Origin of the sequence: Paraburkholderia sp. BR10954 (assembly GCF_040965775.1) — a bacterium.
Classification (GTDB): domain Bacteria; phylum Pseudomonadota; class Gammaproteobacteria; order Burkholderiales; family Burkholderiaceae; genus Paraburkholderia; species Paraburkholderia youngii.
In genome coordinates, this window is sequence record NZ_JBFRCK010000045.1 from 16,591 (window position 1) to 39,286 (window position 22,696).

At 60.0% G+C, this 22,696-nt stretch carries 15 protein-coding genes and 1 pseudogene; 3 read left to right on the top strand and 13 right to left on the bottom strand.

What is annotated here, in order from left to right; all coding sequences use genetic code 11:
• Genes AB4Y34_RS36340 through AB4Y34_RS36385 form a run of 10 tightly spaced genes read right to left on the bottom strand, consistent with a single transcriptional unit; the run spans nucleotide 1 to nucleotide 9,709 of the window.
• Complete coding sequence (locus tag AB4Y34_RS36340; protein ID WP_368718763.1) at nucleotides 1–756, bottom strand: hypothetical protein; 756 nt, start codon at nucleotides 754–756, stop codon at nucleotides 1–3.
• Nucleotides 695–2,023: a hypothetical protein gene (locus AB4Y34_RS36345; RefSeq protein ID WP_368718764.1), complete on the bottom strand. Its 1,329-nt coding sequence runs from the start codon at nucleotides 2,021–2,023 to the stop codon at nucleotides 695–697. Before AB4Y34_RS36345 ends, AB4Y34_RS36340 begins: the two co-directional genes overlap by 62 nt.
• 8 nt (nucleotides 2,024–2,031) lie before the next feature.
• Complete coding sequence (locus tag AB4Y34_RS36350) at nucleotides 2,032–3,645, bottom strand: type II secretory pathway protein (protein ID WP_176369401.1); 1,614 nt, start codon at nucleotides 3,643–3,645, stop codon at nucleotides 2,032–2,034.
• A 4-nt stretch (nucleotides 3,646–3,649) separates the two neighbouring features.
• Nucleotides 3,650–4,258 (bottom strand): toxin co-regulated pilus biosynthesis Q family protein, encoded by a 609-nt coding sequence (locus tag AB4Y34_RS36355; RefSeq protein ID WP_368718765.1) that lies wholly within the window; start codon nucleotides 4,256–4,258, stop codon nucleotides 3,650–3,652.
• Nucleotides 4,259–4,261: 3 nt separating this feature from the next.
• Nucleotides 4,262–4,690, bottom strand: coding sequence for a lytic transglycosylase domain-containing protein (locus AB4Y34_RS36360; RefSeq protein WP_176369421.1), 429 nt, complete (start codon nucleotides 4,688–4,690; stop codon nucleotides 4,262–4,264).
• Nucleotides 4,690–5,991 carry a TrbG/VirB9 family P-type conjugative transfer protein gene (locus AB4Y34_RS36365; protein ID WP_176369399.1) on the bottom strand — a complete coding sequence of 434 codons (1,302 nt, stop codon included), beginning with the start codon at nucleotides 5,989–5,991 and terminating at the stop codon, nucleotides 4,690–4,692. Before AB4Y34_RS36365 ends, AB4Y34_RS36360 begins: the two co-directional genes overlap by 1 nt.
• On the bottom strand, nucleotides 5,988–6,776 hold the full coding sequence (locus AB4Y34_RS36370) for a transglycosylase SLT domain-containing protein (RefSeq protein ID WP_368718768.1): 789 nt from the start codon (nucleotides 6,774–6,776) through the stop codon (nucleotides 5,988–5,990). The genes AB4Y34_RS36365 and AB4Y34_RS36370 overlap by 4 nt, the downstream gene beginning before the upstream one ends.
• Before the next feature lie 31 nt (nucleotides 6,777–6,807).
• A complete protein-coding gene (locus AB4Y34_RS36375; RefSeq protein ID WP_176369398.1) occupies nucleotides 6,808–8,118 on the bottom strand; it encodes a TrbI/VirB10 family protein in 1,311 nt (436 codons plus the stop codon).
• 8 nt (nucleotides 8,119–8,126) lie between these two features.
• A complete protein-coding gene (locus AB4Y34_RS36380) occupies nucleotides 8,127–9,011 on the bottom strand; it encodes a TrbG/VirB9 family P-type conjugative transfer protein (protein WP_176369397.1) in 885 nt (294 codons plus the stop codon).
• The gene (locus AB4Y34_RS36385) at nucleotides 9,008–9,709 is read right to left on the bottom strand and encodes a type IV secretion system protein (protein ID WP_176369396.1); all 702 of its coding nucleotides are present in this window, start codon (nucleotides 9,707–9,709) and stop codon (nucleotides 9,008–9,010) included. Before AB4Y34_RS36385 ends, AB4Y34_RS36380 begins: the two co-directional genes overlap by 4 nt.
• 468 nt (nucleotides 9,710–10,177) lie before the next feature.
• Here AB4Y34_RS36385 and AB4Y34_RS36390 point away from each other — a divergent pair, with 468 nt between their 5' ends.
• A complete protein-coding gene (locus tag AB4Y34_RS36390) occupies nucleotides 10,178–10,756 on the top strand; it encodes a hypothetical protein (RefSeq protein ID WP_176369395.1) in 579 nt (192 codons plus the stop codon).
• Nucleotides 10,757–10,901: 145 nt separating this feature from the next.
• Here the strand turns inward: AB4Y34_RS36390 and AB4Y34_RS36395 are convergent, their stop codons facing one another.
• Complete coding sequence (locus AB4Y34_RS36395) at nucleotides 10,902–12,266, bottom strand: replication initiation protein (RefSeq protein ID WP_368718766.1); 1,365 nt, start codon at nucleotides 12,264–12,266, stop codon at nucleotides 10,902–10,904.
• A gap of 1,590 nt (nucleotides 12,267–13,856) precedes the next feature.
• Between AB4Y34_RS36395 and AB4Y34_RS36400 the strand changes: the two genes are divergently transcribed.
• A complete protein-coding gene (locus AB4Y34_RS36400; RefSeq protein ID WP_176369392.1) occupies nucleotides 13,857–15,065 on the top strand; it encodes a ParA family protein in 1,209 nt (402 codons plus the stop codon).
• Nucleotides 15,062–16,042, top strand: a complete 981-nt coding sequence (locus AB4Y34_RS36405; protein ID WP_176369391.1) for a ParB/RepB/Spo0J family partition protein — start codon at nucleotides 15,062–15,064, stop codon at nucleotides 16,040–16,042. Before AB4Y34_RS36400 ends, AB4Y34_RS36405 begins: the two co-directional genes overlap by 4 nt.
• A gap of 3,419 nt (nucleotides 16,043–19,461) precedes the next feature.
• Here AB4Y34_RS36405 and AB4Y34_RS36410 read toward each other — a convergent pair.
• Nucleotides 19,462–19,800 carry a hypothetical protein gene (locus AB4Y34_RS36410; RefSeq protein ID WP_176369390.1) on the bottom strand — a complete coding sequence of 113 codons (339 nt, stop codon included), beginning with the start codon at nucleotides 19,798–19,800 and terminating at the stop codon, nucleotides 19,462–19,464.
• Between the two features lie 1,733 nt (nucleotides 19,801–21,533).
• Nucleotides 21,534–22,556: pseudogene (locus AB4Y34_RS36415) on the bottom strand (IS91 family transposase); the annotation flags it as partial.
• Nucleotides 22,557–22,696 lie beyond the last annotated feature (140 nt).

The following is a 22,696-nucleotide window of genomic DNA, read 5'->3' on the forward strand; positions in this document are numbered from 1 at the left end:
TTATCGCGCGGCAGCGGAAAGAGGAAAGGAGGAAGGCAGCGGACCACCCAGATCGTTCAGCGTTCGCGTCGGACTGCCAGATTGCTGCGGGCTGTCCGATGTGTTGGCGGAGCCACTACTGATGGTCTCCGTCCATGTACGCTTGCCATCCGTCACGGTGACGACGAATCCATCAACACGCTTGACCGTCCAGCCATTGAGCAGCTTCGTGCCGACATGCGCGGGATAGGAGGCGCTGCGGTGCTCGTACAGCACGGACGTTCCGCTCACGTCGGTGAAAGCGCCAACGAAGCGCACCGGTTCCATGCGGGGAGCCGGGGGTGTTGCCCTTGCGACCGGCGCGGTGACGGGAACGGGCGCAGGCGCCGGAGCGTTGAGCGTGACTGAAGCACCCTGCGGCCCGGCTTCGCCCGCAAGCTGGCGTGCGATTTTCGAACGGGTGATCTGGTCGATCTCGTCGATCGACAGGTGCGGTGCAGCGGAACCCGGTAACGGCTGCGTTGCCGGCTGCGAGACCGGTTGGTAAGCCGCCGAGGGCGAAGCAGCGCCTGGCGACCTGGGCGAACCCATGTCGAGACTGGCTGAGGGGACGCGCACGCTGACCGTCTGCATGTGCGGTGCAGCCGGCTTCGTCTGTTGCGCCTGCGCAGCGCCGGTTATCAGTGTCAATGCACTGGCAATCGCCGTCAGCCGTTTATTCGAGAACATAGTATTTGCCCTTCGCTGTGAAATGGATTCCGCCCTGGTCGCCTGCACCGCCGTTCGCCTTCCCTGTTGCACCCTGTTCGTTCAGCTTCAACTCCACAGTCATGGAGTCGAGCGTCATGTTCGATGGCAGCTTCGCGAGCAACGGCGATTGCCAGCGAAAGCCGTTAATCTCCCATGTGCCGACACGAATCATCTGCGCGGGCCGCGGGCCGGTTGCGCCCGGCGGGATCGCGAGTAACGGCTTCGCAGGTTCGATGTGAACCGTGTACCCGTAGCTGATCAGCTCGAATGGTTTGGTCGAAAGCTTCTGCGGTGGTGTCTGCAGGGCGTCGATCAGTCCCTGCTCCGTCGGCCATGCCTTCTTTTCACTGGCTGTCACGAACGCGACTCCCGGCACCAGCGGACCGCGTGCTCCGGCATGCAGACCATCCGCGTCAAAGCGCAGCGGACGCATCGCTTCGGGCGCCGCCTGGCGGAGGTCGTCGAAACTGCCGCCATACCGGCGAAGGGTCAACGAGCAATAGCCCTGCGTCGCGCACACTGCCTTCTCGAAGACCCAGCCCGCCACGACGGATTCGCTACTGCCAAGGGTGGAAAGAAGCGCTGGCGCGAGCAGATTGGCGCGCGGCATCTTTGCGGCGAACGTCTGGCGCACAAGCGCGGCGTACCGGTCTTCGAGCGACGGCTCTTTCGGGGCCGGCGGCGTCGGGGGATCCAACAGGTCCCTCAGTTGCATGCCACCCAGGACAACGGCCACGAGAATCACGAGAACCGGCACGACTGTCGGCACGTTAGCCGGCAGTTTCGAAATGCGCCCCGTCTTGCGATCGTCAAGCAGCGCGGCCGCGCCGAAGCTCTCGTCCACGTCGCCAACAGCCTGGCCGGAGCCGAGCGTCGTTAGCGTCAGGTTCAGCCTCAGGCATTCCTGCTCGATCGTCAGACGCCTTTCGTGCGCCTTCGGTACCGTGAGAACCTCGTCGCTGCGTACGACACCACGCACCACGAAGACGACGTGCACGCGCTGGTCATCCTGCAGCATGACGAGTACGGCAGCCCTTCCCTTCACACGTTCGTGCTGGGCGATCCGCGCCGCTCCCGAATACAGGCGCGCGCCCTTGATCTCACCCGTCTCAGGTGCGCAGAAACCACCGATGGCGTCCTTGCCGACCTTGTATTCGATGTAGTGCGTCGCGCCGAAATCATCGGCGTATCGGCGGCGCTCGGCGCGCATCTGTTTTGCGGGATACGCGCGCCAGTCCAGTCCGAAGACCAGACGCGCGTTCTTCTCGCGCGGCAGCGGATCGGTAATGTGCATACCCGTGCTCACATCGACGGGACGACCGTAGCCGTCAGCATGATCACCTGGAAGGTCTTGGACTTGTTCCACAGACCCGTGATACCCGCGATACCGCCATTCGTGGTGCTGTTCGCAAGGTCCGTCATCTGGCCGTACAGCACGACCGTCTGACCATCAGACAGCGCGATCGTCTGGTCCTCCTTGCTGCCTGTCGTGTGCGCCAGCTGGATCTGTTGCAGCGTCTGGCCAGAGCCGACCGACGCCGACGTGAACGGGCCATTGAGCTTCGAACTGTCGGCCCAGTACGAGAGGATGATCTGGTTGTGGTCGTTGACGGCCGGCAGGATGTTGACGAAGTCACCCGTGGTCACGGTTCCCGGTGTGAGACCCGGCACGCCCCCAGACGTGGCCGTGAGGCTCCCCGCAGACGGCGAGGTCGAGCGCAGATAGTCGTCGCTCTGGAACGAGGCGATCGAAACGGGCAGGCCGTTGAGCGTCATCTTTGTCTGCGTGCTGTCCTGCACCGTACGGCCATACTGGTTCAGCGCGTTGATGACAGCGTTCGTGCCGGAGAACGGCGCATTCGATTGCAGCACTGACAGGCCGACCGTACCGCCGCCCGACGAGAGCGATGTGGGCGACGTGAAGCTGACCGCATACTTGGCAAGACCGCCCTGGATATAGTTGAACACCACGTCGGCATTCACGCCCGCCTGACTGCCGTTGTTCAGCGCGATCTGCAGCGTACGCACGCGCAACATCACCTGGCGCGTCGAGACGGCGTTTTCCTGCGCAAGCAGCTTGCCCATGCGGTCAGCCGCCTCACGCGTGTCGTAGACCATCACGAGGCGGCTTTGCGGGTTCACGGTCACACGGCCCATTGGCGAGCGCAGCTTGTCGAGTGCATCGCTGATCGCCTTGATCTGGTCGAAATCCCCTTCCCGCCCCGTCGACGTCTGTGCCGCAAAAGAGCCCGTATTGCCGCCCGATCCACCGGTGCCGTTCGCCTGGTTGCCCGTCGAGGTGTCCATGCCCTTGGACATGGTCGACTTGATCGACACCTTGCCCGGGATCGCGGCGATCTGATACATGCGCGTGACAAAGCGCGTGATGTTGATGGTCGAGCCGTCGAACGACCAGTCGAGACCGAGGTCCTGGGTCATGCGGGTCAGATATGCGCCGGCATAGCCCGTGAAAACCTGGCCGTAGACAGGCTCTTCACAGGCATTGCCGTTCGCGGCTGTCGTGATGCCCTTGCCACCCGCCGACTCGCGTGGCACCAGAGAACTGCGCGGCACGAACACGTCGGGGCTCAGATGGACGGGATAACCCGTTGCGCCGGAGATGAGCGTCGAAATCTGCCTGATACCGATGTTCGCAGGCATCGTCACCTGCTTCTCCCGGAAGGTGGCGGGCAGCGTCGCTTCATATGCGACGGGCACGAGCCGGTCGCCGAGGAACGCCGTTGGCACGTCTTCCACCAGCGCCATCGAACCAGGCAGATTGGCCATCGCGTCGCTCCCGGTGCGATGAGCCCCGTCGTAGGCCGCGTTGATGTCGCTCTGATTGACTGCGCAACCCGCGATCGTCAGCGAGCAGCCGACGGCGAGCCCAGTCTTGATAATGGATGCGTGACGCATGGTGTTAGTCCTGGCAGTTGGCCGCGCGCGCGATGACGCGGATGACGTTGTTCGTGTGACGGCAGATGCGCGTGGGCACCCGCATGTGATTGGTCGCCTGCATGACCTGCGTGAGAACGGTCGTGAAGTCGCCAGAGAAAGTCGCATTGAATTCGAGCGGCAGATCGTCATCGACCTTCCACGCAAGTTGCCAGCCCTGCGTCTGCAACCAGCGGTCGAGCGCGTTGCGCAGATTGAGGTCCTGCGGCGAGAGCGACAGCGTCAGCGTGGCAGCCGGTGCTGTCGGAGTGCCCGGCAGAACCACCGATGCGACGCCAGTCGGAGTCGGTCCGGATGATGCGATCGCGGTCGTCGAGGGGACCGTTGCAGCACTGACGGCAGGCGATCCGGTCGCGGTTACTGCAGAAGCCAATGCGCTGGCACTTGCAGGCGTCGCGCGAGACGACGGGACTGCCGCGAGGATCTGCCATCCGTCGCCGGCGGGGGCCGCGACGTGACACTGGTCCGGGTCGATTGAGGCGTGGCTCCAGCCTGATGCGCCCACTAGCGCCAGTGCAGCCAGGATACGCGCGATCACGCGCACCGGTTCATTGCGTTCGATGGTCACGTTCATTCGTTATTGCCCCTGCCGCTGCAGGCGGCGATAGATTGCGTTGGCATAGATCAGCTGCTTCTGGGTCGAAACCGCGTTATAGGCACCCACGGCCTTCCAGGTCGGCCCGAACTGTTTGATGTTGGAGGCCAGAATCCATGTACCGACGTAGGCGTTCACGCAGGCGTTGAAAAGGTGCTCCCGGCGAATACCGTACCGCGCAAGCCTGGGTAGCCACGATGAGTTGATCTGCATCAGGCCGATGTCTTCGGTCCCGTTGCTGTTCACGTTCACTGCGTTCGGACGCATGCCGGATTCGTGCTGCGCGATCGCGCGGACCAGTTGTGCGCTGACGTGGCGGTACGCCGCGGCGTCATCAAGGCAGTCAGCCCGCGCAACGGAGGCACTGCCAAGCAGCACCGCGCTGACAATGGAAATGCGCGCCCCGTGCATCACGATTTCGCCACCGCCGTTGCGGGCGCCGTCGGCGCGGCAGGAGAACCGGGCACAGGGCGCTCGAAATACTTCACGTCGTGGCGACGGTTGACGTTCACCGTATTGCCGTCCGCGGTGACGATGAACTGCTCGGCCGTGCCGTTGAACATGTAGTACCGGCCCTTCTGCTCGCCGGAACCCAGGTGCTTCACGTCTGCTACATGGATCTGCACTACCGACCCGGCGAACTTGAAATACGTGTGGCCGTCGCGGTCGAACACAGCCTCGAGGTGCGCCGGGCTGGTGGTGTCGAATTCATAGACAGTCCCCGCGGAACGCGCGAGCTCGACCGTCTTCGTGCCGTCCGACACGACCATGCGCTCGGCGCGCTCGATGGTCATCACGTTCGTACCGGCATCCCACTTCGGATGCAGCGAACGGCCTTCGGGCGTTCTGAACGTCAGCTCCCCAGTGGGCTTCGACGCGAAGCGGATCTGTGTATGCGTGTCATCGCCGTCGCGGATCGCCTGCGCGCCAAAGTATTCGGCCAGCAGGGATGCGGGCGCAGCGGTCGGTGCCGCTTCCTCTGGTTCCGCAGCCACCGGCTGCGCAACCGCATCGGCTTGCGGTTTCTCGCCAGCGGCATAATTGAGCGCGCCTGACTTCGGCGCATCGCGGTGCAGGCGGATGTGTCGCGACGTGAAGTCGACGTCCGCATACAGTCCGGTTTGCGTCATCAGGCGATCGAGCGCCTGCATCCAGTTCTCGCCCGCACGCGTGGCAAAGGCGCTTGCGTCGGTGATGTCCACATCCTTCTGTGCAGACCCGGTCCAGCCCTGCGGAGCCAACGCCTTCACGAAGCTGGCCACGGGCATGCTTGCCTTGAGCGCGCGGACCGGTTCAAGCGCACCATGTGTGCCGATGAGCACGAGGCGATTGGTGAAGCCATCGAAGCCAGCGGGCTGATCGTCGCGCAGCGCCGCGAGCGCGCCACGCGCTCCGCCGCCGATGAACGTGTTCGCCTTCGTCCAGCGCGCACTGGCCGGACGGCCAGCTACCGTGTACGTGACCGTTTCGGGCGTTCCATCGACCACGACATAGGGTCCTTCCGCGTGGCCACCGACCGCGGAAATAACCTGGCCCGCACGAGGCTGGATGTAGGTCTTCGATCCATCGTTGAAGATGAGCGCGGGACGCTCGGCGATACCGCCTGCAATCTCATAGTCGAAATCGAATGGATCAGTGTTCGCTGCATGGACCGTGATCGCGCCGAACAGCGCGACACAGGCAAGAGCAATTCGGGAAACGTTGAGCTTCATAGGCCGGCCTGGATCTGGTTGAGGTGCCGCGCGAAACGCGCGATATACGCCTGCCCCGGAGCCGGATTGGCGCTGTGGTAATAGGCAATCGCCTTCGCGACGGAGTGCGTCTTGCTGTAGTTCTCGTTGAGAATGTCCTCAGCAACGCGGATGCTGGTGGCCGGAGACAACGCGTCCCACGGCGATGCGAAACGGCGCGCGTGGTACGCCCAGTTGATCTGCATTACGCCTACGTCGAAGTCGCTGCGGCCGCGTGCGATCAGCGACTGGACAACGCGATAAGCATCCGCACGGGTCTTGGAGAAGAAGCCCTGCCCCGCGATGTTCAGCGTCCAGGGCCAGGCCCGCCCGTTTAGACCGGACTCGTTCAAGGCGATGCCCGCGAGTATCTTCGGATCGACGCTTCTATGCATCAGCTCAAACGGAGCTGTCGCACTCGCGCACGCCCAGCCGCCGCGGCCCTCGGCGATCGCGGCCTGGGCGTCATCGTCCAGTACGGTTGGCTGCAGCCAGCCTTTCGCGACGAGCAACCGCTCGAGCGAGACGTCGCGCGAGTCGACCGACACGGTGATACCCGTATCCGGATTGCTCGCCACGGATTGCCCCACCAGCGGCGTCGCCCATTTTTCGAACACCTGCAGCCCGCACCAGAACACGGGCTTACCATCAAACGAAGCGAGCGCGCGGGCGTTGCCATCGGCCAGAACAACGCTTGTCGGGCTGATCACTTCAGCGATCGTCGCAGCCTGGGCGCCGTGAAGGTACGCGACCAGCGCAACAACCATTCCGCCGATAGCAATACGTTTTTCGAGCGGCTTACTCATCGCGATACGGCTCCAGCACAATGTCGCGATTGACCTTGAGCATGAAACGGCGCTCACCTGGGTCCGATGTAATGGTCGGCGGGATGTTCTTGTATCGTTCAAGCACTGACTGGGCCGTCGTGGCGGCAACCTGGCCCGCCGTACTGCCGACCTGGGTAACACCAAGCGGACCCGTGGTGGTGGAGGTTTCGCCACCGTCGTACTTGTGCAGAAGGATCGCGACGAGAAAGGACGTCCCGAAAATCTTGAAGAAGTGGTTGTTGACATCGCCCGAGAAGCCAGCCGAACCGTCGCCATCCGCACCCTGCGCGCCGAAGAGCGGGACATGCTTGCCATTCGGCAGGCGCAACTCCGTCGCAGCTACGAGAATGCTTTCCTGGCCCGGCTGAATGTCAGAGCTATACGGTGCCGTGATGAAGCTGCCCTTAGGGATCATCAGGCAGTCGCCACGGATGCTGTCGTACACATCTTTTTCGACGATCAGTGAGGCTGTGCCGGGACGATCGGAATTAAGTCGCTCTGTCGAGAGCACGCCGATGTGGTGGGGAGGCGAAAGCACGCAGCCATGCGCCTGGCCCACAAAACCGGCGCGCGGAAAATCCTGGTCGCTACCGGACTGCGCCGACACATTCCTGATGAAGGTGGCATCGTGGCCCTGGCTCGAATATGGACGCGCCGACTGCGGCTGTCCTGCTCCTGCGGCCGCGAAGGCCGACGCGAGTCGTTCAGCGACCGACTCTCCCGCCGCCTGTTGCGCGGCAGCCTGCTGGGCCGCGACCTGAGCGGGCGTGAGCAGTCCCGGCAACGGGTTGGGCGTCGTAGACGCACGCGCCGTATCCTTGACCTTCAGGCCCGGTTTGAAGATCGGCGACGCGAAGATCGCGTCCGTGTCGGCGTCAGCCTTAATCTGCCTGGTCTGCTGATCGTTGATAAAACCATCGGCGGTTAGCGCAGGCGCGACATTCACCATATTCGACGTAGCCGCGGGCGAGGACGGGCGTGCGGCGGCCGCCGCGCGCGCTTCGGAGGCCGCCATCTTGCGCGCCTCGCTCAACTGGTCGTCGATCGTCTTGTTAAGGTCCTGCGTGTTGTTCGACTTGTCGACGACTTCAGCAGCCTTCGCCTTTTTCTGCAGCGCCGCCTGTTCGTCAACCTTGGCGCTCTCTTTCACCTGGTAGTAGAAGCCGAGTGCTCCGATCACGACTGCGGCGACGCCGCCCACCGCAAACAGTGCGTTGCGGGGCGACTTCCCCTTGAAAAGACTTGCGCGCGGGTTGTTCTGCTGATCTGTCGGTGAGTTCATCTCGCCCCTCAGAAGCCGAACAGGCCTGCGCGGCCGCGCTTGATCGTCACTTCCTCATTCGGGGCGCGCAGCACGATCTGGTTGGCTATCTCCTGCACGACGATGTACTGGCCGCGCCGGATGAAGTTCGGGCTCACGACATCCCCGTGATCCTTGACGAGGGGCACGGCAAACGGTGCATTGGCGGGCAGGCGCAGCCATACCGACTTGCCGTCATCGAACACGGTCTCGGGACGGAAGGACGCCGAACCGGAGACTGTATAGTCGAAGTTGAGTTTGTCGGGCGAGACGCCAATTGGGCCCGAATCCGTCCGGCCCTCGGAATCGTCACCGTGGCCCTCGGGGCCAACGACCGCTTGTTCGCGCGCGCGGACCTTCGCCATGACAGAGCCGGGGTAGCTGAAGCGCACGGTCTGATAAAACAGGCCACCCATGGGCGACGACACGAGCGTCATGTCGTACTCGCGCAGGTTTGTGGTCAGGTGAAGGGTGTTGACGAGGCCGGGTTTGACCGGCTTCACGAAGAGGTGATTCTCGCCATCGGTGTCGATGACCCACTGTATCGAGTCACCCATAGCTGGATCGGTCGTCACGCGCTCGCCCTTCGCCAGCTCAATCGTTGTGTTCTTCAGCGGCGCGGTCATGATCCGGTAGATCTGATCGCGGCTATAGGGGAACACGACCATCCGAGCATCGCCCGGCATGGTGATCGGGTCCGAACCGGCGTTATAGGGATTCACCGGGCTCATCGGGTCGCTCATTGCTGTGGCGAGGTCAAACGAAGCGGCCGGGGCCACGACGCCCTTCTTCGCTGCATTCACAGCCGGGCAAACGGCAGCCGCGCATGCGAAAGCGGCCGCCCACAAAGCGAGCGTGCGGGAGGCGATCATCATTGAGTTTTTTGGATCGAGAACAACGGATAGAACATTCCGAATGGATTCGAACCGAGTGCGTCTTCGGAAGTCGGTGGGACGATCTGATAGCGGATCGTCAGGGCGTATTTCTGGACGACGGGCCTGTCGGTAGGCGACTGCGTCGTGCTGGTTGTGAATTCAACGACGCCGGTCGAGTCTTCAAGCAGTGCAACGTTGGTGACGCGCACCTCCCGAACCAGCTTCGGATTCAGGGTGATTGCCTGGAATGGAGCGTCGCTTTTGACCCAGTCGCCGAACTGATTGCGCGCATTGCCAACCATCATGGCTTTGATGCCGTTGATGTTCTTTGCCATGCGGGACGTCTGGATATCGTCTGTGAGGACCGGTTCGATCGTGAACCAGCGCTCAACGGTTTCCCGCAGCGAAGTGCGGATTGCCTGGTCGTCGGGCTTGTATGCGGCCAGTTGGGCGACTACTGGGTGGCCGTTGACGTCGGACGAAACGCCATATGCCTTGACGACCGACGGCGGGGGATTACGCGTATAGACCGCGCCCCCAGCGATAAAGGCCAGGATGAAACAGAACGTCTTCCAGTGATTGGCTTCAGTACGCAGACGCGCACCCATGTCGAAGATGATCTTCTCAGGGTCATCGTTTGAGTAACCGCCAGGCGCGGTGGAAAGGGCGATTTGCTTCTTGCTGCGGAACAGGGGCATGACGGTCGATCCATTTGGGCCGACTCAATTGAATCAGCCCAGGGTGGAAGCCGATCATGCGAAAGAGATGCGATTTATCGCCGCTTTTCGGCGCCGCTTAAAGAGGGTCACGGACGGCCGAGCCGGCTCAGGGACCTAAGGTGAAATGACGCAGAAATTCGTGAGCTTTTGGGTAAATCGGTTTTCCTGTAAGGCGGTAGCATCTTCCCATCGCTGTTTCACGCGTTTCACAGTCGGCAGGGGGACTAGCCAACAAGGTTGGATTGCATGTGAGCGCAGTTTTCCACTTATTTTCAATGCCTTATTCCCGAACGCATTTCAGTTATTGCATGGCGTGTAGAAGAGAGGTGTCTGAGCCGGCTCAGACACCTCTTTCACTGGTGCAATGAAACGGTAACCAAGGAACGCCTTCAGCGTCCAATTGCTGCTGTCTCAGATAGATCGGTTCCTAACGAGCAGGCAAAGAACATGGAATACAACAACGACATGACGCTTCGCCGCGAAGCCGCCATCGCGTTGCACGAGCAGTTGCGCGCAACACGGGCTTCCGTAATCGCCATTGGTGAGTTCTATCTCTCAGTGCTTGAACTGGGGCTGTGGCCGAGCTTACGAGCCATTGCCACCGGACTGAACATCTCCTATCCGCAAGTGTCGAGGATGGTAGGTGCAGCACGACTTCCTAAAGCCGTGCTTGAAGTATTCAGGAATAGAAAGTTATCTTTTCGAAATATTCAGACGCTTCAAACGCTTACTCGCCAGCTTGGCGAATCAGAACTTGCTCGTCGAACGGCGCACGTCACTGCGAATTGTTCGCTTGAGGAAGTGTTTACCGTGCTTACCACTGGAAAGCCAGTCGTGCGCGAAGGCGTGCGGGTAAGGATCATTCCCGGTAAAAAATATTTACGCCTCGACGTGCCAAATTACGAGCAGATCGCCCCGCGGATAGTAGAACTGGAAGCGATCCTCAACGCGTTGCTTGCGACCTACAACTGGAAGCACCGGGCAGGAGCTCTCTCTGCACCCAAGAAGGCTGCGACGCGCAGCTGAACTCATTTGAAATCTATGCGGGCGCATTTGATTGACCGAGCGAAGCCGCATTCCTCCTATGCATCCCTGTCTGGAGAAATGAACATTGGTCGCGGGCCCTATACCTTGTCGGTAAGCGGGCGCACAGCAGGTTCCTGCTGCAGGTTCACGCCTCGTCGACAACGGCCGCTTTAGACACTCGCGCGGCCTTCGCCTTCCGCGATATCTTGCCGGCAACGAAGGAGCCGAATGCGCTGTACACCTTTGGATCTGTAAGTTGCGCGAGCAAGTCTTTCGGCTCCGCCTTAATCACTTTCGCAATGAGTATTGCGCCGGGGCTTGTCGCGAACTCTGCGGCCACATTTTCCTGTTCCTCATGAGCGAGCGTGTTGTAGTGGTCCCAGCCAAGTGCCACTTCCTTTTGCTTTTTGTCGTTCGCCGCGGCGCTCAGTTGGGCTTCCCGTGTGTCGGCGTCCTCCCGCGCTACCTGCTGAGTGGACTCAAGCGCCAGAGCCTGCTGATGGATGTCCTTGTCGATGGTGCCCAGCAGGTAGTCCTCGCGTAAGGCCTTCATGAAATAACCGCCTGCGCGCACTTTAACCTTCCCCCGGGCAGCCATATGTCGCGTGTATTCGATGGCTTGGTTGATGCGGTCATCGGTGTACGTCGATCGATTGGCAATGATCTCGTTGAACTCCGCCCTGTTGAGTGCGAACTCCGTGCGCAGCGTGTCGTAAAGCGATTTAAGCACGACGAGCGCTGTCTTTTGCTCATCGCCTTGGCGCTGTCCCTGCAACCTGAAGCGTAGTTGGCCGATGCGCTTGGACCCCGGAACGTTTTGCGTAAGCATGTCGATACGAATGCCCGTAACTTCCAGGATCTCCGTCATCGCGGTCTCGAGCACCTTGCTGCGGAAGTGCTTGAACAGGTCGTAGGTCTTGGTCTCGCAACCCATCAAGGCGCGCATGGCGGTGACCTCGAACCACGGCGTCACGCCGTCTGCCATGTATGGCTGGAGCCGGTCGTAAAGAACCTTCGAGTGAATAGACTTGAAAACGTAGCGGAGACTCAGGAAGTGCGATGCACTGGGATTTTTTATGGCTCGCTGAAGCCGCTCCGCCAATTCAAAGGTGAACTCACCGTCGTCAACAAACGCCGAGCCCATCAAAGGGACAGAACCCCAGCGCTCTTTGGTGGGGTCCGCGACGTCGATTTCGGTCAGCTCGATCGCGGCTTTCTGGGCTTCGCGAATTAGCTTGGTGAGGTGCCGCCGGTTTTCGCTCGTCGTGCACATCAACCATTTGAAGAGCCCAAAATCGACACGATACTCCTTGCGAATCTCAGGGTCGTCCGCGACCAGGAAGTACGCAACATCGACAAGACGGCGGGCCGCGAGGCTAAGGTCGACGATCTTGACGAAAGCGTTGCTTCGCCGGAAGCCCAGATCATGGGGTGCCGCAACAATGCTTTCGCCTCTGGCCGTGTAGTCTTCAAACAAGGCCAGAGCCAGTTGATGCGCCGCGCTATCCATACCCTCTCCAGTTGGTCTGGGCCGGAGCGTGACCTGGTAAGGTCGAAATGTCAAAACATTTTCGGTGACTTTGCCTGACAGAAAGTTGTTCCCGCCGCAACATGCGCGTTCTGCAGCAGTTGGGGGTGCCAGACAAGCGGGGCCGAGCGCAGACAAATACCGAGGGTCGCCGGCGGCAGGAGCACAATTTTGGTGACCTTTCAGTCCCCCCGTTTTCAAGAGACCGGCGTTAGCAATCGCGATTGTGAGTATGTGTTTGGCCGAGCGAATTTGGCGGCGGTTTGGTTTGGTAGTTAGTGTCTTTAAGAAAACTAAACCAACATACTAGTCATACCGCACCCAATAGAATCAAGAGCTTAGCTTGGAAAGGTCACATCAGCGGCTCGATTGGTCACCGGGATTGTGCGGCAAGGTCATCGTTCGGTGTAGATAGGTCACTCAATTTGTCTCAAGAGCCGGGCGCAGATATCGAAAGGTCACCGGATTTGTGGAGAAGGTCACCAAAATTGTTCCGACGGACGCGTCAGGCTTGCCGGAGGCTGATCTCGGGCAGTGTTTGGCCCCGGCAAGGTCACCAAAGTTGTTTCCGTCAGCGCACACTGCGTACGTCAAGACCCCTGTTGCGTCAAGGGTTCGCGAGTGGACTTGTCGTGTGTGGCGTGGCAAGGTCCACCAAGATTGCAGATCCCTCCGCGATCTTGAGGGCCCTTAACTTGGCAAAGTCACCGAAATTGTAGGATCGACGTGAGACATGGTCTGGGCGAAAAGTCACCGAAATTGTGGAGATCTGCCGCTTGAGGTCCGCGCGGTGGCGCTCGGCAGCCTCTGCAATCCGAGTGGAGTTCTGCGGCAATAGAAATTGCCGGGGCGAATGCATGTTAAGTCATTGATGCCGTTGGGAATTGCAATGGTCTGGGGCCTCCCGTGAGCGGTTGCTGACGCCAATACCTCCGGCGGCAAAGTCACCAGAATTGTAGGAGCGCCTATGACGAGGCACGAAAAGTCACCGGAATTGTTGGTAGTACACCCTGTGTTTGCAGAAAAGCCGCGACCAAGGGGCGTTTGCGCGTTCTCTTAGCCGAGAAAGGTCACAAGAATTGTACGCCTTAGCATGGGTACCGCCGTTTAGATAGCCTGCAAAATGGCTGAAGCCGACAATTTCGGTGACTTTGCCTTCCCCGTGCACGGGACATCGCACAATCCTAGTGACCTTGAGTTGGGCGAACGTTCTGCAACAACAATCTTGGTGTCTTTGCCCTTCTATGGAAGAGCACATCGGGGAACCGCTGGTCCGTTGGAAGCTCACCGAACGAGGACTTGCGCTTTTGAATACGCCATTTCTGCGATTTCTGCGACTTCAAACGCCTTACATCGCCCGTTTGATTTTGGGTCAGCTCCAGGGATGGGGGTTATGGGCTGCTGGCGAGGATCATCATTCCGCCGTTGCAAGCATATGGGCGGGACCCTCTCAAGCCTCTACAGCGCGTTCTGACGCGTCGGTTTTTTTCAAAAACTTAAAGTAAAGGATGAAGTTTTTCCCTCCATCGCTTATTCTACGCAACATCAAGAATTTCGAGGGGAGCGTTGAATATGCTAGTGAAGAGTGAATTTCCCGAACTCAATAGAACCGTCACTCTTGACGGCGTGGAAGAACTTTCGAAGAAACTCGATCAGCTAACGCGCGACCTGAGGAAGGACATTCTGACGCCCAATCCGCGGAAGCATGCTCCGACATTCACGTCTACTCAGGTGGCGGAGATGTGCGGTATCGACCGCGCGAGGCTTCACTACCTAGCGACTCGGGAAGGCAGCACGCTCCCGCAAGGAGAGGTCCAGGGCAATGGCCGGATCCGCAATTTCAGCCTTGCCGAGACGCGGGCGTGGGTCCAGCAAGTCTCTCCGATTAAAAGGTCACCGCTGCTGGAGAAAGGCGAAGCAGCGGGACGAATCGTTGTCACCTCGAATTTCAAGGGTGGCAGTTGCAAGACCACCACCACCATGTGCATTGCGCAAGGGCTTAGCCTGCGCGGGCGCAAGGTATTGCTGGTCGACCTGGACCCGCAGGCGTCGCTCACTGAGCTGTGCGGCCTATATGCGGAGAAGATGTTGGGCGAGGACGATACAGTACTTCCTTTCATTTACCAACCGAACGACGTCGAACTCGGAGACGTTGTGCAGCCGACGTACTGGGACGGGATTGATGTCATTCCAGCCCACCCAACACTTTTCGCGGCTGAGTTCTGGATTCCCTCCCAAGTAAAAACAGTGAAGGGATACAAGTTCTGGTCCATTCTTCGTGACGGGTTGGCGCCGCTGCGCCGGAAGTACGACTACATCATTCTCGATACGGCGCCGTCGCTCTCATATCTGACGATCAATGGGCTAATGGCGGCGGACGGCATGGTGATGCCTCTGGTTCCGGAAAGTCTGGACTTCATCAGTTCGGTCTCGTTCTGGAGCCTCTTCAATGACATGACGCCGGCTTTCCGAGAAGGCGGCGACAGCGAAAAGAAGTTCGACTTCGTCAGTATCCTGCTTTCGCGCGTTGACAACAGTTCGACCTCCTCGGCCCCGATCGTTCGCAGCTGGGTGCAGGCAGCATATGGCCACTGGATGAGCCAGACCGAAGTGCCGGCAAGCTCGGTGATGAGCACAGGCGCGGTGGGGTTATCGACTGTTTTCGATGTATCGAAATGGGAGGGCGGCAACAAGACGCTTGCCCGTATTCGCGAGCCTCTTGAAGAGTATTGCCGCTGGATGGACGATTTTTACGCCAACAAGTGGGGGACTACAGAATGAACATGCGCGAGCGCCTTAAGGCAAACACGCAGAATTTGGTGCCGGCCGCGGAAAGGCACATTGAAGAGCCGACAGGGGACAACAACCGGCCCAAAACAGGCATTGGCTTGATGACCAAGCTGACTCAGGCTGAGCAGCGCATTGCAGAACTTGAAGCGCAAGGGGCGCAGAGCGTTGTTCCTGTAGCCAAGGTTCGACCAAATCCCTGGCAGCCTCGAACCCGATTCGTCGAAGCCAAACTTCGGGAGCTTGCGGAGAGCATCAGGGAAGTAGGATTGATGCAGCCGGTACTGGTCCGTCGCATTACGTTGCAGGACGGCGAAGAATACTTCGAGCTGATTGCTGGTGAGCGTCGTTGGCGCGCGCATCAGCTGCTTGAACTCGAAGACATCAAGGTCATTATTGTCGATGTCACCGACGCCGATATGGCCGTCATGGCGCTGACCGAGAATATTAGCCGGGAAGACCTAACCGACTACGAGATCGGGAAGGCGATGCGCCGGGCCGAGAAGGAGTTTCCGGACCGGAAGAAAATGGCGGAAGCGATGGGCCTTAGCCGCAGCTCGCTCTACCGCTACATGGCGTTCGAGAACCTTCCGACGTTCATGCTCGAAGACCTCGAGCGGAGCCCAGGACTCTTTAGCGGTAACGCCGCGAGCGACACCAACACGGTGCTCAAGAAATTCGGTCAGTCGGCGTCCGAAGTCGCGGCGGATCTTTGGAGGCAACTGGTGAGCGGTAGCCTTGAGCAGAGTAAATTTGCGAAGCTTCTAGAGGGGTCCATGCTCCGACGCGGAGCCGCGCCGCCCACCACGAATCGGGACATTCATAAGGTCTATGCAGGTAAGGCTCACGCGGGCAGCATAACGAAGGATTCAGTGAGCTTCACCGTCAAGCTGAAGAGCGCCATCTTGACCGAGGCACAGGAGGAACGCATCCGGTCGCTGATAAATGAGCTGTTCGCTGATATCCCGTAATCGTAACGAGCGGACGCGAATACCCCTCTTCGGAGGGGTTTTTTTCGTGTGTTCACCTAGCGGCTCCGCCCTATCGAATCGAGCAATCAGCGGGACGTGTCTTAGCGCCAAGCACGGCGCCGGACACCACCGACGCCGGGACGAGGGGAACGCGATCTGTTCCTACTAGGAACACGGGTTCTGGTCTCTGGGGGTAGCAGGTCTGGTATCGCGCTGCCTTTCGGATGTGCGTGTTCCCGGTAGGAACACATTGGACGGGCGAAGAGGAGCGAGCTGCCCGTCCGGTCGACCAGCGCCGCGACGCCATCAGGCGCACCGAAAATCGATGTGCGGCCGCACGCTTCCCACGTCGCTCGCAACGGTGGGTTTTACTGCGAAGTGCCCAGTTGCGTGAGAAGCGATAGTTCACGGTCGCATCTTTTGTCGTCGGAATGGCACGGCGCCGAACCTTACCCTTGACCGTGTTCCTACCAGGAACACGCTGCTCCGGAGTCCGGCAAAGAAAAGGGTACGTCTGTCAGCCTACGTTCACAGGTCGCCCTGCTCGGTCGGCGAGTCATTTCACTAGGTCTCACGGTTGCACCTACCCCGACGAGCGCGGAATGAGACTCCGTCAGATCTTCGCGTGTCGTCCAGGGAACACAAATCATAGATAACACAAGGAAAGCGCACGGTGGCGTCGCGCGGAAGCTCAGAAAAGCGGCGGCGGAGACGAACCCGGACCGCGGGTTGTACGGAGCCCGGGAGCGGTCACGAGCTCCGTGTCCCTACTGCGAACATGGTGCCGATCGCAAGGAGCAAGAGCACGAGCGGCTGTCTGGCCTATTCGGGTCGCAGAAGACTTCGTGATGGTGCTCAACGCTTGCGCCGCCAGCGCGCGGCCTGCGACGATGTCGCCGGCCGAATTCAAATGACTCGGAGACTCGTGCGGTGGCGCGAGCGATTGGCCGGTAAGTCCCGTCACCCAGCATAGTTGAGCGGCTGGTAGGGACAGGCAGTGGCCCGGTCGGAAGCGGACCGTGCCGTCGCCTCGGCGTGTTCCTAGTAGGAACACGGTGGTCGTAGAACCCAGCCTGCCCGGCGAGCATTTCCAACCGCGTTCCTACCAGCAACAACGCCAGCGGGAAGAAAAGCCACGTAGACAACGGGCCTCGTCGAGAGACCGTAAGTTGTAGTCGACGCCGGCAGACTTTCGTGATGCCTTTCACAACAGCATCAGAGTGTTCTTGAGACCGTCGAGGTCTGGACGTCCAAAAGCGAATTCGACCCGAACCTGTCCCCGGTGAGCAACCCGCGGTCACCCACATGGTTTACCTTTGCCTCGACCGTATTCCGCACGACGACGGACGACAAAAGCGCCAGACCGTCAAGTTGAGCACGACGCCGTGGCCACGAACGCCCAGCGCGTGCACAAGACGTCGACTTCCCTTTCGGACGCGCCGCGACCGCAGTCATTTTCGGCAACAGCGGGCGGCTGGACGCTGGCTCGGTGTAACGCTCACACACCCGGGCGGGGATGCCGTCTGGCGCGGGGAGCGACGCTAGAGCAACTGGGGCAGCGTCTTGTCGATGGCGATGTGACATTCATTCTGGCCGATAGCCAGGAGATCGCCTACCACCCAGGGTTTGCTGGATAGATTCTGCACGGCTGCCAGCGGCTCTGAGAACCAAGTAGCACCAGCACCCCAGAGCGCTGCAACTCCGGCGAAAGCGGGCCGGCAAGCGGACGTTGCCGCAATGAACGCCTCAGTTTGCCCTTGCCGATCCCATCTAGATCCGAGTTGGCACTGAACTCCTCGTGGCGATCGCCCGCGTGGCTCCCAATGCTCGACATCGCGATGTGCTCACGGCATACATACCTGAGAAGGTGTCGCTCCAACTCGTTCTGACAGGGACGCGGCGTCTCGCGATTCGGGCCAGTGATACAGATACGCACGCACCGAGATATCATCACTCGGAACCTGGAATGGCCCGTTCTACGATTTATCCGTGGGTGCCGCTCAGCTCTGCTGTCACGCGGCCGATGCGTTCGAATATCACCAAGGCACGGATGATGAGTGCGCACCGATCTCCATCAGGTTTTTGCTCATCTTTTCCCGCATCAGTGCAAGCACGCCGAGCGTTGCTTGAGTTTGCCGATACCAGCTCACGATCGCATGCAGCCTTGCTGCGGCCAGTGCGCCGCACAGGGTGATACAAGCGCGGTCCGCGATGATTTCGGGCGAATCGGCTCCCTAGGGTGACACTCCGGAGCAAGCCCCGAATCCGTAGGCGTGCAGGCGGATGCTTGACTCCGCAGTTCCGACAGCATCGCAATCTCTCCATCGTGACGTGCTTCATTACACCCGGACCGCTTGTCGCCGGGTACAGCCGGCCAAACGCGACGAGCGGTCCGCGAGCGCTGCGTCGCTGTCCTTCTGCAAGTCACTTGGCTCAGGTCCTCGACTCTCGTGCGATACAACGACACAAATCGCGCCGGTCAGTGCCTGCCAGCAACACGACCAGTGGATCAGCGGATACTAGAATTTCTAGGGGCATTCTCGCTGAGGCCGACAAAAGATCAGCAAGGCGTCTGCGCGAGCTTGGTCACACTGAGGTGCACCGCTATCTACACCCCGCATTGCCACGGCCTGATCGACGAAGCGGCACCCGTAGCCGCTATCAGACGACCGTGCTTCGAGCATCCACAGCGCAAGAAGCTCTCGGACACGGCTTTCAAAAAAGCTGGTTAGGCCGCACAACGTACGACGCTGCTCATCATTGACGGTGCTCGAGGACTATTCGGGGCGGAACGTGACGCTCAATGCCTGCGTGCAACGACGGCAGCACTGCGCAGCAGCGCGTGGGGCACACGTTCCGTCGCAACGGGTTTCTGTTTGGCAGGATAAACGCTTCTCCTGAGCCTGCCCCGGGCAGCGATAGAGTTGCGGCGTGGGTCCGTCGCGCAGGGGGCAGAAAGTTTGGAGCGCGGTTGGTTCCGTGGGAAAAAGAAATCGGTACTGGGTTAATTGTGGCAATTTACCTGGTATAACTAAATGAACGCCGTTCTCACGGGCCCAATCCTATAGCCGGGAGCCACGAAACTTCGCGGCGGCGGACGCGGTACTTTCGTGAAACATTGCGAAACTGTTTTCAATTGCTTGGAAGCCCCGTCCGTCAATGCCTCCCCGCTGTTTCCGGCATTTGTTTCACGGCGGATTTTTGCTAAGGAGGGCAAAAACTGATTGTGCGGTCGTAAAACGATGGCGTCTGGGCGCCGTTTGATTCTATCGTAGTGAATGATACGTAATTTGTAGCGGACCTAGCCTGCGATGAATAACTGTTACTTATGGGTGGTTACCAGACGGCGGGCGAACCAACGTCGTTCCAGGCGAGCCGCCTAGACTTAGACCTAGTAACGAGCGACTTCTCCAAGACCGTTATTGCTTGATGAAAAGCGCAGCGAGACCGTTGTCGCGCAACACAGTTTCCGCCAAGATTATATGGTCCGGACTTCTTCGCTTCGCATGGCCTATCGCCTCGAACTCGTGGCTCTGGCGCTGCCCGCCAATTGCGCACCTGAATCGCTCCCGGCGCCTGTATCCCAATTCGTCGCCGCGTGCTGGCCCGGAATGAGCCGAGCGCAGTTGCTTGACCGCGCACGTCGGTTCGCGTTGCGCGCTTCGCTGCGGGCGCGCCCCGAACGCAGGCCCGACGGCGTACAGCTTTATGCACTCGTATTGGTGACCGACGATGCGCGCGCCGAGCTCGTAGCTCATGTGCGCCGACTCGCGCGTCGCGGCGGGGCCCGGCGCGCCCGAGCCTCTTTGCCGCCAGCGCAGGACGAGAGGCAAACTGGGCTCTTCTAAGAGCCCAATAAAGGAGTCGTTGCGTTTTTGCGGCCACATTTCCTGGGCGCCAGACGAACTCACGATCGGACCAATAACGTGAAGGCAAGCGGTCTGCCGCTTTTGCGGGGCTGAGGGATGACCGCTTCAACGGATAGATTTGCAGTTGGGTTTAATGCGGTACTGATCCTCCGTAAAGCGTTGAATCGCGGGTTGTCCGCAGCCGTACGACTATGACGCTGCTCGCCGGTGGACAACTCGCGTTGCGATGAGAGTTGATTTTTCGCAAGCAGGTTTTCGAATTCAAGCGGCGAGCAATAGCCGATGCTGTCATTCCGCCTTGGCCGTGACGTAGAACGTATTAAATCTATGGTAGTCGCCCCCATTTTTGCAATCACGATTTTCGATGTCATTGCAGGCTCGCTTAAATCTGTCCGGCGTCGATCGTGGAGATCACGCCCCGCGCCACGATGAGGTCCGCGCCTGAAGGTCCTAAAACTGTCTCGGCTTCGAGAGGCCTATTTAATACCCAAGTTGTCCTTCAGGCCGATGTGCCGTTCATGTCATCAAATTTCGGTCGTCGCAAAACCGGTTGAGTGATTCGCCAGAAGTTGAACTGCGCAGTCAGTCCGAAGCGACAGTCGATCCCGCACAGTACACGGTGCCATGCGCTGCCATTGACCACGCAGTTCGCGTAGAACGTATTACATCTGTCTCAACTGCGTAAATAAACGTGTCAACCCACGTCGGCGGGGCGAAGTTGCAACTAACCGTCAGTCCGCGTAACGGCTCCCAATCGCTTCGCCACAAACCGCCCTGCAAAGAAGAGGGCAGTTTGCCACCCGCGGATGTCGTCGAACTGCGACGATTACCCGTTCGGCACCCCGCGGGTTTCGCTGCTGCCGAGTCGTAGAAACACTAGATCTTGCGGTGTGCGGGATACCGCCCAGATCCAAACAGACCGCCCAATTGCCGTCGAAATCCTAGAACTGTATGTCCGACGCATGCAGCGGGACGCTCCTGCAGTCGTCGAATACATAGCAGGGGTCACTGCGATCAAGCATTACCTCAATGCCGTCCAGTGAAGCCTCGCGCTGCCATTCAGCGCCGCGTTTCCGTCTCTTAGAACGAGGCTACAGACGTGTCGGACGCCCACGCACTATGGGAACTCAACCGCGCATCGGGCGTGGCAATGTGCTGGGCGTCGCGGTTAAATATTGAAAATATACGTGGCACTCCTATGCAACTGCGGAATAGGAACGATCGGCGTTTTCTTGAGGCCGTTTCCTGCGTTGGCCATAAGATAATGCAGAGCGTTTTTTCGTTAGCGATCGCGGCTACAGGCGCGTCACCAGGCCGATTGAGATCAGTCCGCGGTCGGTAACTAAAAAACCGTTTGCACTAAACCGCTCCGCAGGCGGTGACCGCTATGGGCATTGCATGACTGCTGCGGTAATTTGCGAGGTCCGTGGTGAGGTATCGCACTGGTGCTCGACACAATCGCGTGACGCCGGCGTGGCGAGAGACGCACAAATGTAGTGAGCCGCGGGCAAACGCTTTGACGTTTGTGCCATGTGGGTGCTGCGACGAATCGAAGGTACGAGTGCAGCCGCGCCTGCCTCGTCGGGATAGGCAAACGTGTACAGAAACAGGAGCATTGGCAACTAGTGCGCATGGACGGAACCTGGCGGGGCTCGTGGGAGGTTACCGGGCATACTTTCAATACGGAGCATGTGGCCGCTGCCACAGACGGGGCAGTTGCGCAGCGACTTGCCGGTCAGTCGCTGGTAGTGGTCACGGTAGTCTTCGCTGGGCTCGGCTGACGCAGCGGCGGGAGCCTCGACACCGAGCAGTTGCCGGCAGGTAGCGAGCCTGTCGGACCGGTGGCAGTTGGCCATCCACCCGTAGCTGCGGATGCGCTTGAAGCCCTCGGGCAGCACATGCAGCAGGAAGCGGCGAATGAACTCTTCAGCCGTGAGCGTCATGGTCCCTTGCCTGGCCTCGTGCCGGTAGTCCTTCCAGCGGAACTGCACGGTGCGCTCGTCGAAGGCAAGCAGCCGGTTATTGGAGATGGCGACGCGATGGGTGTAGCGGCCCAGGTAGTCGAGCACGTGTTCGGCGCCACCAAACGGTGGTTTCGCGTAAACGACCCAATCCGCGTGAGCAGCGGGCGCGAGCCAGGCGGCGAACGCTCGCGGGTCACGCAACGGCTCAAGCTGGCCATGGAAGCGCAGCGCGCCGGCGTCAAACGCGCGGCGCAGCTGTTCGAGAAACAATCGGCGAAAGAGCCGTGAGAGCACCCGCACGGGCAGGAAGAAGCCCGCACGGCAGGCGATCCAGCGTTCGCCGTCCGGGGCGATGCCACCGCCTGGCACAACGCAATGCACATGGGGATGATGCAGCAGATTCTGCCCCCACGTATGCAGGATTGTGATGAAGCCGATCTCGGCACCCAGGTGCTTCGGATCGGCGGCGATCGTGCGCAGCGTCTCGGCGCTGGCGCGAAACAGCAGATCGTAGAGCGTCTTCTTGTTCTGCAAGGCGAGCGCAGCGATGGGTTCGGGAAGCGTGAAGACAACATGGAAGTACTCGACCGATGAGAGGAGTTCCGCGCGCCGACGTTCGAGCCATTGCGCACGGGCGAGCGACTGGCACTTCGGGCAGGCGCGATGTCGGCACGTAATGGAGTGCGCTCCATTACGTGTGTTATGGGGAGTCCTGGATAACAGGGAGTCCGAAACCATGTTCGGCTCGACAGACCGAACAATCCTGTATTTTTACTCCCCATTAAAACACGTCCCTCCGTTGCTATCGTGGTCTGGCTTTA